Origin of the sequence: Paraburkholderia sp. RL17-381-BIF-C, assembly GCF_046026435.1 — a bacterium.
In the GTDB taxonomy this organism is placed as follows: Bacteria; Pseudomonadota; Gammaproteobacteria; order Burkholderiales; family Burkholderiaceae; genus Paraburkholderia.
Genome location: NZ_JARESX010000021.1, coordinates 35,264 through 49,133 on the forward strand (window position 1 = coordinate 35,264; position 13,870 = coordinate 49,133).

The 13,870-nt window shown below is 63.1% G+C and carries 11 protein-coding genes; 2 read left to right on the forward strand and 9 right to left on the reverse strand.

The features are described 5' to 3' along the window. Together P0D70_RS15280 and P0D70_RS15285 are read right to left on the reverse strand one after the other, a co-directional pair. Positions 1-915, reverse strand: a complete 915-nt coding sequence (locus tag P0D70_RS15280; RefSeq protein ID WP_408185118.1) for an ABC transporter permease — start codon at positions 913-915, stop codon at positions 1-3. Next, positions 908-1,999, reverse strand: coding sequence for an ABC transporter ATP-binding protein (locus P0D70_RS15285; RefSeq protein WP_408185119.1), 1,092 nt, complete (start codon positions 1,997-1,999; stop codon positions 908-910). Before P0D70_RS15285 ends, P0D70_RS15280 begins: the two co-directional genes overlap by 8 nt. A 303-nt stretch (positions 2,000-2,302) precedes the next feature. Between P0D70_RS15285 and P0D70_RS15290 the strand changes: the two genes are divergently transcribed. Continuing rightward, positions 2,303-3,178 (forward strand): IclR family transcriptional regulator, encoded by an 876-nt coding sequence (locus tag P0D70_RS15290; protein WP_091809165.1) that lies wholly within the window; start codon positions 2,303-2,305, stop codon positions 3,176-3,178. A gap of 96 nt (positions 3,179-3,274) precedes the next feature. Here P0D70_RS15290 and P0D70_RS15295 read toward each other — a convergent pair whose 3' ends face one another. The 7 genes from P0D70_RS15295 to P0D70_RS15325 all read right to left on the reverse strand — a co-directional run bounded on the left by P0D70_RS15295 (position 3,275) and on the right by P0D70_RS15325 (position 11,297). After that, complete coding sequence (locus P0D70_RS15295) at positions 3,275-4,855, reverse strand: OprD family outer membrane porin (RefSeq protein ID WP_408185120.1); 1,581 nt, start codon at positions 4,853-4,855, stop codon at positions 3,275-3,277. A 155-nt stretch (positions 4,856-5,010) separates the two neighbouring features. Next, entirely contained in the window at positions 5,011-6,057 is a 1,047-nt protein-coding gene (locus P0D70_RS15300; protein ID WP_408185121.1) for an ABC transporter ATP-binding protein, read from the reverse strand. Beyond that, positions 6,054-7,052 (reverse strand): ABC transporter ATP-binding protein, encoded by a 999-nt coding sequence (locus P0D70_RS15305; RefSeq protein WP_408185122.1) that lies wholly within the window; start codon positions 7,050-7,052, stop codon positions 6,054-6,056. The genes P0D70_RS15300 and P0D70_RS15305 overlap by 4 nt, the downstream gene beginning before the upstream one ends. A gap of 1 nt (position 7,053) precedes the next feature. Further along, entirely contained in the window at positions 7,054-7,968 is a 915-nt protein-coding gene (locus P0D70_RS15310; protein ID WP_408185123.1) for an ABC transporter permease, read from the reverse strand. A gap of 3 nt (positions 7,969-7,971) precedes the next feature. After that, positions 7,972-8,910 (reverse strand): ABC transporter permease subunit, encoded by a 939-nt coding sequence (locus P0D70_RS15315; protein ID WP_091807070.1) that lies wholly within the window; start codon positions 8,908-8,910, stop codon positions 7,972-7,974. Between the two features lie 16 nt (positions 8,911-8,926). Then, positions 8,927-10,543 (reverse strand): peptide ABC transporter substrate-binding protein, encoded by a 1,617-nt coding sequence (locus P0D70_RS15320; protein ID WP_091807072.1) that lies wholly within the window; start codon positions 10,541-10,543, stop codon positions 8,927-8,929. A gap of 181 nt (positions 10,544-10,724) precedes the next feature. Next, positions 10,725-11,297 carry a cupin domain-containing protein gene (locus P0D70_RS15325; RefSeq protein WP_007177972.1) on the reverse strand — a complete coding sequence of 191 codons (573 nt, stop codon included), beginning with the start codon at positions 11,295-11,297 and terminating at the stop codon, positions 10,725-10,727. A gap of 899 nt (positions 11,298-12,196) precedes the next feature. Between P0D70_RS15325 and P0D70_RS15330 the strand changes: the two genes are divergently transcribed. Further along, positions 12,197-13,738, forward strand: a complete 1,542-nt coding sequence (locus P0D70_RS15330) for a peptide MFS transporter (RefSeq protein ID WP_408185124.1) — start codon at positions 12,197-12,199, stop codon at positions 13,736-13,738. Positions 13,739-13,870: the final 132 nt, after the last annotated feature.

A 13,870-nucleotide genomic window follows, 5' to 3' on the forward strand; every position in this document is an offset into this window, starting at 1 on the left:
TTAGCCGAGGCTTCTGGTGTACTTACGTTCGAGAACGCGGTAGTACGTGAGCATCACGATCAGATTCGCGACCAGCAGGAGCAGCGCGATGGTCGCGCCGAGCGGCCAGTTCAGCGAGCCGAGGAATTCGTCGTAGACGGCGGTGGCGGCAACTTTCAGGCGCCGTCCGCCGAGCAGGCCGGGAATCGCGAAGGCGCTCGCCGACAAACCGAACACCATCAGGCTGCCCGACAGAATGCCCGGCGTGAGTTGCGGCAGCACGATACGGCGCAACGTGGTGGCGGGCGACGCCATCAGCGAAAGCGCGGCGTTTTCCGTTTGCGGATCGAGCTTCTGCAACGCTGTCCATACCGGAATCACCATGAAAGGCAGCATGACGTGCACGAGTGCAATGACAATCGCGAAGGTGGTGTATTCGAGCTTGTAGGGCCCGAGTCCGATGAGGCCGAACGCCTGATTCACGAGTCCGTTGGTGTTGAGCAGCATGCTCCAGCCGAAGGCCCGCACCACCACCGATACCAGCAGCGGCGCAAGAATCACCAGCAGGAACATCGAGCGATAAGGATCGCGCATGCGCGACAGAACGTAGGCCTCAGGCGTGCCGATCACGACGCACAGCAGCGTGACCAGAAACGCAATGCCGAACGTGCGCAGAAAGATGGTGTGGTAATACGACGAGCTCAGTACTTCCGCGTAATTGCCGAACTGAAATGCGGCTATGGGCCCGCTGGCCGGATCGAAGCGATAGAAGGTCAGCACCAGCGTCATCAGCAGCGGCACCAGCACGAGCGCCACGAACAGCAGAAATGCCGGCGCGCACATCAGCCACAATGGCAAAAAAGCATGCCATGACGCACGGCGCGGTTTAGCGGATTTCACGTCGCGGTCGTCGGTTGCGGGCAGCGTACTAGCCATGATGCGCGTCCCGTTGAACGAAGCGAATCGCGTCGCTGTTCCAATCCACGCCGACCGCCGCGCCTTCCGCCAGCGGCTCCGTGCCTTCGTTCTGGCAGCACACCAGCACTTCGCCGAGCCGGCTGTCCAGCCGGTACAACCACTGGCTGCCGAGGAAGAAGCGACTCGTCACGGTTGCCGGCACACGTCCCGCGTCCGGCGCGCACAGTCGCAGTTTTTCCGGACGGATGCACAAGGTCACCGCGTCGCCGACACCCACCACGCGCTCGCGCGCCGGCAACTGCGCCATGTGCCCCGTTTCCGCCAGGTCGTGGCCGAGGTCGATGCGGATCGCGTCGCCCTCGCGCGCCACGACCGTGCCCGGCAGCATGTTGGCCTTGCCGATGAACTGCGAGACAAAGCGATTCTCGGGGCGCTCGTACGCTTCGTACGGCGTGTCGATCTGCGTGATGCGGCCGGCTTCCATCACCACCACGCGATCGCTGATCGACAGCGCTTCGGATTGGTCGTGCGTCACCATGATGGTGGTCGTGCCGATCTTGCGTTGAATGCCGCGCAGTTCGAATTGCATGTCTTCGCGCAGCTTGGCGTCGAGATTCGACATCGGTTCGTCGAGCAGCAGCACGGGCGGCGCGATTACGATGGCACGCGCAATCGCCACACGCTGCCGTTGACCGCCGGAGAGTTCGCGCGGAAAGCGATGCGCGAGCGCGTCGAGGCGCACCAGCGCCAGCGCTTCACGGATGCGCTCCTTGCGCTCGGCCTTGTCGATGTTGCGCATTTCCAGCCCAAAGCCGACGTTCTCGGCGACGCTCATGTGCGGAAACAGCGCATAGCTCTGGAACACGATGCCGAGGCCGCGCTTGTTCGGTTTCATGTGCGTGATGTCGCGGCCGTCGAGCGTGATGCGGCCGCGCGTCGTTTCGACGAAGCCCGCGATCATCTGCAACGTGGTGGTCTTGCCGCAGCCGGACGGCCCGAGCAGCGAAACGAACTCGCCTTTTTCCACCGACAGGTTCACGTCCGCGACGGCGTGCAGATCGCCGAACGATTTCGTGACGTCGGTAAGTGTGAGGAACGACATGATCTGACCTTTGGATGGTTCGACACCGGTTCAATCGACTACTGCCTCGATGACGCCGACTCTAGCCAGCCAAATTACGGTCAGTCAATTTCAAATTCCGTTTGGCGATATAAAATTCACAAAAATTCCATCAAACGGAATGTATTTGTGGGAACATCGTGGAACTGTTCCGCTCCATGGCGTCCGGAAAATCCCTATGAATCATGACAAGATTGGCGCATGGCGGGAAAGCGTCCGGGATTCCATATGAGGATAAAACGCTTTATAGTGTTCCGGTCAATGAAATAATCGAGAGCCATGAAGATGAATGCTGCCGCCAAACGGGATACCGATACTGCAGCAGAGGCGGGCGCAGCGCCCGGCCCCGGCATGCTGGAACGCGCGTTCGCGGTGATCCGCGCCTTGTCCGAAGCTCAGCCCGATGGCGGTCGCGTCACGCGACTGGCGAAAGCGGTCGGTCTGACGCAGGGCACCGTGCACCGCATCCTGCATGCGTTGATCGCGGAGGGCATCGTTGAACAGGACGAAAGCTCCAAGCTGTACCGGCTGAGCGTGGATTTTTTCGCGCTCGCGGCGCAGGCCGGCAATCCGAGCGGCATGCGCACGCTGTGCCGTCCCGCGTTGTTGCGGTTGTGCGCCAGTCTCGGCGACACGATCTTTCTGCTCGTCAAGAGCAGCTTCGACGCGGTGTGCCTCGACATCTGCGAAGGGCCGTTTCCGATCCGTTCGTTCACCGGCGATATTGGCGGGCGCGTGGCGTTAGGTGTCGGGCAGGGCAGTCTGGCGATTCTCGCGTTTTTGCCGGAGGCGGAGCGCGAAGAGATCATCCGCTTCAACGTGCCGCGAATTCGGGGCTACGGCGTGCTCGACGAAGTCTATTTGCGCACCGAGATCGAACGCGTGCGTCAGTTGGGCTACGCGGGGCGCAATAGCGGCGTGCTCGACGGCATGGCGGGTGTGGCGGTGCCGATTCTGGATCGCACCGGCGTGGCGGTGGCGGCGTTGAGCGTCGGCACGCTGGCCGCGCGCCTGGGCGACGACCGCTTACCGATGGTGGTCGAACTGCTGCGGAGGCAGGCCGATGCGATCGGCCCGCAAACCAATCCGTTCGATGTCGCGTTGCGCAGGCCGATGCATGGCTTGTCGCGCGCCATGACCACCGAACGGATCACGGGATAAGCGCAGGCGAAGCACCAGGCGTCACGCTCAAGCCACGAGCGTGACGCCCTTTGCGGCAGCGCGAAAACCCGCGCGCCAGATGCCGCTGAAAACCGCTTAGAACACCTTCACCGGCACATTCACGACCAGCCGGTATTCCATGTTGTTGCCATCCGAGTAGTGGTACTGACTGTTGTGCCACATGGCGATGAACGTGACCTTCGTATCCTTGAAGCGTCCGCTTTGCAGCGTATAGCTCGGAATGAAACCGAACTCGTGATGGTGGCCGTGCACCGGCTCGCCGTTCTTCCAGTAGAGATCATGCAGCGGCGCCGACGGCGAAGCATTCTCCGCCGCACCCGCGGATGCGTCCGCGCCCCAACCGTATTGCCCCCAGAACATCGCCTTGAGTCCCGGCACACCGGCATATTTGCCGTCGAACGTATAGCGCAATTGCAGCGACTGCTCGTGCGGCGCGTTGTAGTCCACGTCCATCGAGTTGGTCAGGTAAATGCCGTTGGTCTCGTTGACGTAGTCGAAGAACTGGTCGCCGAGCACCTGCTGGTAACCGAGCAGCAGCGCATGCGGGCCGTGCTGTGCGGAAACCGACACGCTGTAGGCGTTGCTGTTGATGTGCCCCTGACGTGACGCGCCGGTGTCGTGCGTCGAGTAGATGTTCGCGAGCCCGCTCCACTTGATGGTGGTCGGATCGCCGAACGACTGCGCGACCGAGCCGTAGTACTGGCGCCAGACGTCGTCGGCCTGATCGACATACAGGGCCATTTCGCCGTTCTTCGCGTAGTGCCAGGTGCCGCCCACATACGTGAGGCGATCGATCCGCGTGCCGCCATACGAGGTGGTGAGATTGGTCAGGTTCGTGTGGCCGCGCGCGTCGACTTTCGTGAAACTGCCGGCCTCGAGCGTGGTGTGCACGAGATCGTTGCTGACCATGGAAACGCCGAGGAAGGTCGGCGGCAGCGCGCGATTGTCGTGTGGTTCGAGGAACGGGTTGGTGACGATCTGCAGACCATACTTCACGACCGTTTCCGAAATGCGCCCCTTGATGTCGTACATGCCGGGGTAGGCCCACGCGAGTTGTTCCGAACCGCCACCGTCCTTTCCCACGTGCACCATGTTGCCCGCGCCGTTGCCGCCGTCGAGCTTGAGCGCGCCGAACAGCGAGGCATCCACACCGAAGCCGACCAGTCCTTGCGTGTAGCCGGATTCATAATTGGCCTGCACGCCCTGAACCCACGCGTGACGGTAGATGGCGTCAGGCGCCTGGAAGTAATCGGCGTAGTTGCGAAACAGCAGATTCAGATGGCTGTCGGCGATAAACCCTTTGCTCGCCGCCTGGCTCGACAGCGGTGCGGGCGGCGTGACCGACTGATTGGCTTCGGCGTTGACGATGGCGTTGGTGGTGTCCGGCTGGTCGTTACGCACCTGGCCGCCCTGGTCCGCGCGGCGCTTGCCGGATGGACTGCTTTGCGCGACCGAAGGTTCCGGTGCATGTTGCGTAGGGGACGACAACGTTTGCGCTAGCGCTTGAGCTTTAGACGTTTCGGAGGTGGGCTCCGAAACACCGTCGTCGGCATACGCGTTCGCGGCGAGGGTCAACGCGGGAAGCGTGAATGCGCAGTAGAAGAAAGTTGCAGCTCCGGTTTTTTTTGACCGGTTTTTTGATCGGGTATCTTTCATGGAATACGTCTCTGATTATTGTGGTGAACCTTTGGCCGGCGCGTAGCCAGTCCAAGCGAATCGCTCAGTCCTGCTGATGACAGGACGAGCGAATCCAACGGCGCGACGGCCCGCCGCGCCGGAGAATACGGTTTTAACTTCTTGGGTTTGCTGCTCTAGCGGTGTTCCAGCGGCGCTTCCTTCGGGACGTCCCCCACGCGAATGCATGCGACGCGTGTCGCTTTGGCGCCGTGCGTGACAGGCTGCGGAATCTCCCGCGCGCAGGCTTCGATCGCATCCGGGCAGCGCGTGCGAAACGCGCAACCGGACGGTGGACTGAGCGGCGAGGCAATCTCGCCGCGTAACAGCAGATGACGGCGCGCGCGCTCCACCACTGGATCGGGGACCGGCACGGCAGAGAGCAATGCCCGCGTGTACGGATGACGTGGCGTGCCGTACACCTCGCGCTTGTCGCCAAACTCCATCACTCGTCCCAGATACATCACCAGCACGCGGTGGCTGATCGCTTTGACGACGGCCAGATCGTGCGCGACGAACAGCAGGGAGAGCGACAGTTCGCGTTGCAGATCACGCAGCAGGTTGACGATCTGCGCCTGGATCGACACGTCGAGTGCGGATACGGGCTCGTCGCAGATCACCAGTTGCGGCTCGCCGATCAGCGCGCGCGCAATGCCTACGCGCTGGCACTGGCCGCCGGAAAATTCGTGCGGATAACGGCGCAGATGCTGGGCGTTGAGGCCGACGCGTTCGAGCATGGTCAGCACGCGGCGTTGCACGTCGGCGCGCGCAATGTCCTGGCCGTGCGTCGTCAATGGCTCGGCGACGATCTGTTCGATCGTCATGCGCGGGTCGAGCGAGGCGAGCGGGTCCTGGAAAATCATCTGCACGTCGCGGCGCAAACGCGACGTATCGCGTTGCGCGCCGGGCACTACGGTTTCGTCGCCGAGCCAGCGCACGCTGCCGCTCGCCACGGGAGCGAGCCCGATGATCGCGCGCGCAAGCGTGGATTTGCCGCAACCCGATTCGCCGACGAGCCCCACGGTTTCGCCGCGCCGCACGGTAAATGACACGCCGTCCACCGCGCGCAGCGTCGCTTTGCCGGACCACGGAAAACCGCCGCGCGGTACGCCGAATTGCACCTTGAGATTGTCGACGCGCAAGAGCGTTGCCGCGTCCTGGTTTGCAGGAGGAGTGGAGTTCATACGTGTTGGGCCTCGAGAATTTCCGCTACCGGCCGATGGCACGCGCGCAGCGCGTCGGCGTGACCTTCCGCGGAAGTGAGACGCGGGCGCGACTCACGGCAGCGATCGGTGCAATATCCGCAGCGCGGCGCGAATGCGCAGCCCGCGCCGACTTCGCCGGGCAGCGGCGGATTGCCGGGGATGGTTTGCAGGGGGCGCTCGTCGTCATCGTCGGTCAGGCGCGGCAGCGCGTTCAGCAGGCCGAGCGTGTACGGATGCGTCGGCGCGGCGAACAGCGCGGCGGCGCTCGCCTGCTCGACGGTCTGGCCGGCGTACATCACCATCACGTCGTCGCACAAACCGGCCACCACGCCCATGTCGTGCGTGATCAGAATGATCGCCGTGCCGCGTTCCTGATTCAGTTCGCGCAAGAGTTCGATGATCTGCGCCTGCACGGTCACGTCGAGCGCGGTGGTCGGCTCGTCGGCGATCAGGATTTCGGGCTCGGAGAGCAGCGCCATCGCGATCATCACGCGCTGGCGCATGCCGCCGGAAAACTCGTGCGGATACATGTTGATGCGCCGCGCGGCATCGGGAATGCGCACCGATTCCAGCGTTTCAATCGCGCGGCGGCGCGCTTCGCGGCGCGACATCTTGCTGTGCAGTTGCAACGTCTCGGTCATTTGCCGTTCGATCGTCAGGAACGGATTGAGCGAGGTCATCGGGTCCTGAAAGATCATGCCGATGCGGTCGCCGCGAATCCGGTTCAAGGCCGCTTCGTTCATGGTCAGCAGGTTTTCGCCGCGATAGGTCGCGGCGCCCGACACCTTGCCGTTGCCGGCCAGGAGGCCCAGCAGCGCCATCACGGTCTGGCTCTTGCCGGAGCCGGATTCGCCGACGATACCGAGCGTGCGGCCCGCCTCCAGCGAAAACGACACGCCTTGCACCGCGTCGACGGGTGCGCCTTCGCGGCGCGTAAAGCGCACGCTGAGGTCTTTGACTTCGAGTAGCGGCATGTCAACGGTCCTTCGGATCGAATGCGTCGCGCAAACCATCGCCGACGAAATTCACGCAATACAGCGTCACGCACAACATCACGGCGGGGCACAGCAGCAGCCAGGGCATCGATTCGAGCTTCTGCGCGCCGTCCTGAATCAGCACGCCCCAACTCGTCATCGGCTCCTGCACGCCGAGGCCGAGAAACGACAGCACCGATTCCGTCAGCACGATGTTCGGCACCGTCACGCTCGCATACACCACGACCACGCCGAACAGATTCGGCACGATATGGCGCGCGATGATCGAACGCGAACTCACGCCGATCGCCTTCGCGGCGTCGATGAATTCGCGCGAGCGCAGCGACAGCGTCTGGCCGCGCACCACGCGAGCCATGTCGAGCCACGAAAACGCGCTGATGGTGAGCACGACCAGATAGAACGCGCGGCCGAACATGGTCATCATCAGAATCGCGATCAGCATGTAGGGGATCGCGTACATCATGTCGACGATCCGCATCATCACCGCGTCGACTCGTCCGCCCAGATAACCCGCGGTCGCGCCGTACGCGACGCCGATCAGCCCGGACACCAGCGTGCCGAGCAGGCCGACTTCGAGCGACACGCGCCCGCCTTGCAGCGTGCGCGCGAGCAGATCGCGGCCGAGTTCGTCGGTGCCGAACCAGTGCATGTTCTGCAACGTGGGCGCGAGGCTGATCGCGCTCCAGTCGCTATCGATCGGGTTGTTCGGCAACAGCCACGGACCGGCCACGCAGGCGATCACGATCAGCATCAGCAGGACGAAACTGGCGAAGGCGGCGCGGTTGCGCACGAAGCGCCACGTGGCGGTGGCGAGCGGGCCGCGCGAACGCGGCGCCCTTGCTATGGCCGCGAGCGGATCGAGCGCCGCGGCAGTCGATTGAAGAGAGCGGGGCATGGATCAGTACCGGATGCGCGGATCGAGCCACGCATAGGCGAGGTCGACCAGCAGATTGAACAGCACGGCGATGGCGGTCGTCAGCACGACGAGGCCGAGCACGAGGGTGTAGTCGCGATTGATCGCACCGTTGACAACCAGCTGGCCGAGGCCCGGCAGCGCGAACACCGATTCGGTGACCACGGCCGCGGTGATCGACGAGATGCAGATCGAACCGAGCAGCGAGACGACCGGCATCAGCGCAGGCTTCATCGCGTGGCGCAACACGATCGTGCGGCCCGGCAAACCTTTGGCGCGCGCCGTGCGGATGAAGTTGCCCGACAGCACTTCGATCATGCTGCCGCGCATCACGCGGGCAATCGCGGCGACGTTGATGATGGTGAGCAGCACGATCGGCAGCACGCGATAGCGCCATTCGCCTTCGCCCCAGCCGCCGGCCGGCAGCCAGCCGTGCCCTTCGGAGGTCTTCAGCAGGATCGCGAAGATCCACACGAGTACCGGACCGAGCACGAAAGGCGGCACCACGTTGCCGATATTGCCGAGCACCATCACGAAGTGATCGACGAAGCGGTCGCGCCGCACCGCGGCCACGGTGCCGAGCGCGACGCCGATCACGAGCGCGATCGGCACCGAGACGCCGCCCACGCCGAGGCTCACCGGCAACGCTTTCCACACCAGATCGTTGACGGTCCAGTCGGCGTAGCGGAACGACGGCCCGAGATCGCCGTGCAGCAGCGAACCGAGATAGTGGAGGTACTGCAACCACAACGGTTCGTCGAGGTGGTACTTGGCGTTGAGGTTCGCGAGGACGGCCGCCGAGAGTTGCTTCTCGGTGTCGAACGGTCCGCCCGGGGTGAGATGCAGTAGCAGATAGCACGCGGTGATCACGGCGAGAATCGTCGGGATCGCCCAGAGCGTGCGGCGCAGCGTATAGGCCAGCATGACGGTGCTCCCGCGCTTAGTGCTTGATCAGATACATGTCTTGCGTGGCGCGCTGGTCGACGTAGTTGGTCGACGTATAGCCGCCCACATACGGTTTCACCAGCCGGTCCGCCGAGTACTGGAAGAGCGGCACCAGCGGATAGTCGTTCATCGCCAGATCGTGCGCCTGCGTGAGCAGAGCGGTGCGCTTCGCGTCGTCGAGCTGCTGGTTGGCCTGATCGACCAGTTTGTCGACTTGCGGGTTGCAGTAGCGCTGATCGTTCTGCACGCTGTTGCAGCGGATCAGATCGAAATACGACATGGCGTCGTTGTAGTCGACGAACCAGCCGTCGCGCGAGGCCTGCACCTTGCCGTCGTGGCGCTGCTTGAGCAGCACCTTGTATTCGACGTTTTCGAGCTTGGCGTTCACGCCGAGCTTGGTGCGCCATTCGGAAGTCGCGAACAGCGCGACTTTCTTGTGCAGGTCGTTGGTGTTGTAGGTGAGCGTGAACGTGAGCGGCTTGGCGTCCGAATAGCCGGCCTGCTTCAGCAGATTGCGGGCATAGTCCACGCGCTTGGGCATCGGCCAGGTGGACCACTCAGGCTTGAAAACGGCCGCGCCTTGCGTGCCCTTGGAAATCAGGCCGTACATGGGCAGTTCGCCGTCCGCGGTGAGGCGCTGGGTCAGCAGGTCGCGATCGAGCACCATCGAGAGGGCCTGGCGCACGCGCTTGTCCTTGAACAGCGGGTCGTCGTTGTTGAGGCTGTAGTAATAGGTGGCGATCTGCAGGCCGGTTTTCAGTTCGGAGCCGAACTGCTTGCTCACCTGCGCATAGATGCCCGAGGGGACCGAGTACGTATAGTCGAACTGGCCGGCCTGATACATGCGCATGGCCGTTTCGTCGTTTTCAATCGGCAGGTAGGTCACTTTCGTGATCACGACCTTGCTGGCGTTCCAGTACGTCTTGCTCTTCGTGCCCACCAGGCGGTTGCTCGGCTGCCAGTCGGTCAGCGCATAAGGTCCGTTGCCGACGAAGTTGCCCGGCCGGGTCCAGTCGCCGCCGAACTTCGTCACGACATCACGGTTGACCGGCGCCATGGTCGGCATGGCGGCCAGTTGCGGGAAGAAAGCGGCGGGAACTTCGGTGGTGACTTCGAGCGTGTACGGGTCGACGGCGCGCGCGGCGAGGCTCGTGAGCGGCGCCTTGCCGGCGAGAATCGCCTTGGCGTTCTTCACGAATTCGACCAGCACGGTGTACTTCGAGCCGGTTTTCGGATCGAGCACGCGCTGCCATGCGTAGATGAAGTCCGCCGCCGTGACCGGCTGACCGTTGCTCCAGCGCGCATCGTGGCGCAGCTTGAACACCCACGTGTCCGGCCCGGTGCGCGTCCACGATTGCGCGACGCCCGGCACCACCGCGCCGGCTGCGTCGATGCGCGTCAGGCCTTCGAACAGGTCGAGCGCGATCGTATTGCCGGTCCACGATTCGATATGCGCGGGGTCGAGCGATTCGGTTTCAGCCGGCACCTGGCGGGTGATTTCCTGGCTCGCGGCGAGCGTGACGCCGGCAGGTACGTTGACAGCAAAAGCGGACGGGGCAAACGAGAGGACGAGCGCGGTCAGCGCCGTCGCGTAGACGAACGGGGTTTTCATCGATTGAGATCGCAGGAAAGGTCGAGAGAGAAACGCGCTGGCGCCAGGGCGCCCGTTTAGCTGCGTTGCTCGGGCCAGGGCGGCCCTTGTTGCTCGTATTGATAGCGCGACATGCAGGATTCCTTACATTGCGTAATGCAGGCAATCCCTGGCCGGTCCGACCGGATGAGGTGCCTGCTCTTTAGAACAGTCTTGGTGTGCCCACCCAGACGACCACCGACTCGATGCGCGCGGTGTTCACCCAACTGTGCGGCACCGTCGATTCGTAATGCGCGCTGTCTCCCGCGTGCAACACGAACGTCTTGCCTTCCAGTGTCAACGACACTTCGCCGTCGATCACATACATAAACTCTTCTCCGGCATGCGTGGTGACTTCGGAGCGCTTCTGCCCGGGTGGCATTCTCACCAGGATCGCCTCGAGCTGACGGCCGCCCGTCACATTGGTCAGCCGCGCAAACAGATTGGCCGAGTCCGCAAAACCGAAAAACCTCAACTGATCGCCGCGGCTCACGCAGCGTTCTTCGCTGGGTGTGTCGACGAAATACTGCACCGTGACCCCGAGTGCGTTTGCGATCCCCGCCAACGACGTGATGGACGGTGACGCGAGGCCACGTTCCACCTGCGACAAAAACGGCTTGGAAATGCCCGCCGCGGTTGCCGTGTCATCCAGCGTGCGCTTGAGCCGTTGCCGCAGCGCGCGGATCTTGCTGCCGATTTCTAGTGCCGGATTGCTCTTTTGAATTGTCGTGACCATAGCAGGAGGAAATTAGCCCGTCAAAATTTGTTTGATATATGTAAATATGGTTTGATTGCGGTCCGGGCGCGGCATCGGGCCTTGGCGACGCCGGGTGAGGCAAGCGACCACAATCTGAGATAACACTCTATGTTGCCAGAATCGAAACTAAACCCCGCCAAAATGACCGTTTATTTCGGAAAACAGCAAACAAAGGCGGTAATGCCTGGAGTATGCACGCTCGCCGGCGCGTTTATGCAATTCGAGTATCAGCAGGATTAACGGCATGACATTACAGATTATTTTTGGCCGCGGGTGCGGATGCGGCAAAGACGCAAGGCGCAATCGACCCATGTCATCAACGCGGGATCGGTGAAATCCCTGAGTGACTCAGCATGTTTCTATTTGCAGAATCGGCCCCGCTGTTTCTCATTCCGCGCGCAGCGATCCTGTGCGGCGGAGCACTGTCCGGCCCGTTCCAACCGAACGCCCGCCGGCGTAAGGATATGACCATCACTGCCGATCTTTCCCGCCGCGGGCTCGCCGCCCGTCGCCGACTGGCACCGACGCCATCGGCCGGCCTCAGAATTTCCATTCGCCGCGATGCTTTATCATTCAGCCCGCTCCGCATGCCGGAGCGCGGCCCCGATATGACGTCGCGTGCCCCGGCAACGCGTTGCGCAGGGCGCTCGCCAACGGGACTTGCTTCGGGGCCTATCGCGAGACGGGCCTTCGCCACCCTTCCTGGTTTATCTGCTGGTTTGGCGCATTGGCGCGCGAATGCGCGCGTTCGCGCCAGGGCCCATGCGTCCGCGTGTGCGTGACGGCACAGGCTGCGCCGACTGTCTTTCCAGATTCCGTTTCATGCGCCGCGCGGCCAGTTCGCGCGACGCCGTAACCGTTTGAACAAGAGGTACACGATGAATTCATCCAATCCGCCGGGCGCGCGCGTGTCGCAGACCCGTTCGTTTTCGACGGTCTTTCTGATCGAGATGTGGGAGCGCTTCGGCTACTACGGCATGGCCGCGCTGCTGGTCCTGTTCATGATCGACAAGCTGCAGTTCACCGACAGCCACGCCACCCTCACGTGGGGCGCGTTCACGGCGCTGGTGTATGCGTCGCCCTCGATCGGCGGCTGGATCGGCGACAAGATTCTCGGCGCGCGCCGCACCATGATCTTCGGCGCCGGCGTGCTGTCGGTCGGCTATTTCATGCTGGCGCTGCCCAATGACCAGCTTGCCTATATGTACGCGTCGCTCGGCGTGATCGTGGTGGGCAATGGTCTCTTCAAGGCCAATGCCGCGAATCTCGTGCGCCGTATTTATGAAGGCGACGACGCGCGCATCGACAGTGCGTTCACGATCTATTACATGGCGGTCAACATCGGCTCGACCGTATCGATGCTCGCCACGCCGTGGATCAAGGACCATTGGGGCTGGCACACGGCGTTCGCCGTCTGCTGTGCGGGGATGCTGTTGTCGGTGCTGAACTATTTCGTCATGTTCCGCACGCTCGCGCATATCGGCTCCGCGCCGGACGCCGAACCGGTGCGCTGGAAGCGTGTCGGCGCGGTCGCGCTGGGCGGCCTCGCGCTCGGCGCGGCGACCATGTTCGTGCTGCAGCACAAGGCGATCGCGGTGGCCTGCGTGTACACGGCGGGCGTCGCGATTCTGGCGATCTTCGGCTACATGCTGATGAAGTGCGAACGCTCGGAGCGCTCGGGTCTGGTGGCCGCGCTGATTCTGACCGCGCAGGTGATCCTGTTCTTCGTGTTCTACGTGCAGATGTCGACCTCGCTCACGCTGTTCGCGCTGCGCAACGTCGATCCGCGTTTCATTCTGTTCGGCCAGACGTGGTTCACGTGGAGCGCCGCGCAGTTCCAGGCGCTCAATCCTATCTGGATCATGTTGCTGAGCCCTGTGCTTGCGCTGCTTTACACCAAGCTCGCGAAAAGCGGCAAGGACGTTCCTGTGGCGGTGAAGTACGCGTTCGGTTTCGCTGTGGTGGCGGCCGGCTTTTTCGTCTATGCGGCGAGTGGCAATTACGCGGTGAACGGACGCGTGTCGTCGTGGTTCATGGTGGGCGGCTACGGGCTGTATTCGCTCGGCGAACTGCTGGTGAGCGGTCTCGGGCTCGCCATGATCGCGCGTTACGTACCGGCACGCATGAGCGGCTTCATGATGGGCGCCTACTTCGTCGCGACCGGTGTGTCGCAATATCTGGGCAGCGTGGTGGCGAATTTCGCGCAGATGCCGGCCGGCGACATGGATCCGCTCGAATCACTGCCGCTCTACACCAAGCTGTTCACCGGCCTCGGCTGGCTCGCGGCGGTGGGCGCGCTGGTGGCGGTTCTGCTGTTGCCGCTGATGCGCAAGCTGTCGCGCGAACATCAGCGCTGCAGCGACGAAGCGCGTGAGAGCGCGCGGCAAAGCGCGGCACTGAACGGCGTGGTGGCGGAGTAATCCGCTGCAACATCGGCAGCGGTGCGAACGCGCCGCTTGCAGGCCGCCTTCACCTTGAGTGCCGCATTGAGTCCGGCACTCAATCCGGCACTTCCGGCATCAGACCTTCCTGATCGTCAATGTCCGCTCAAA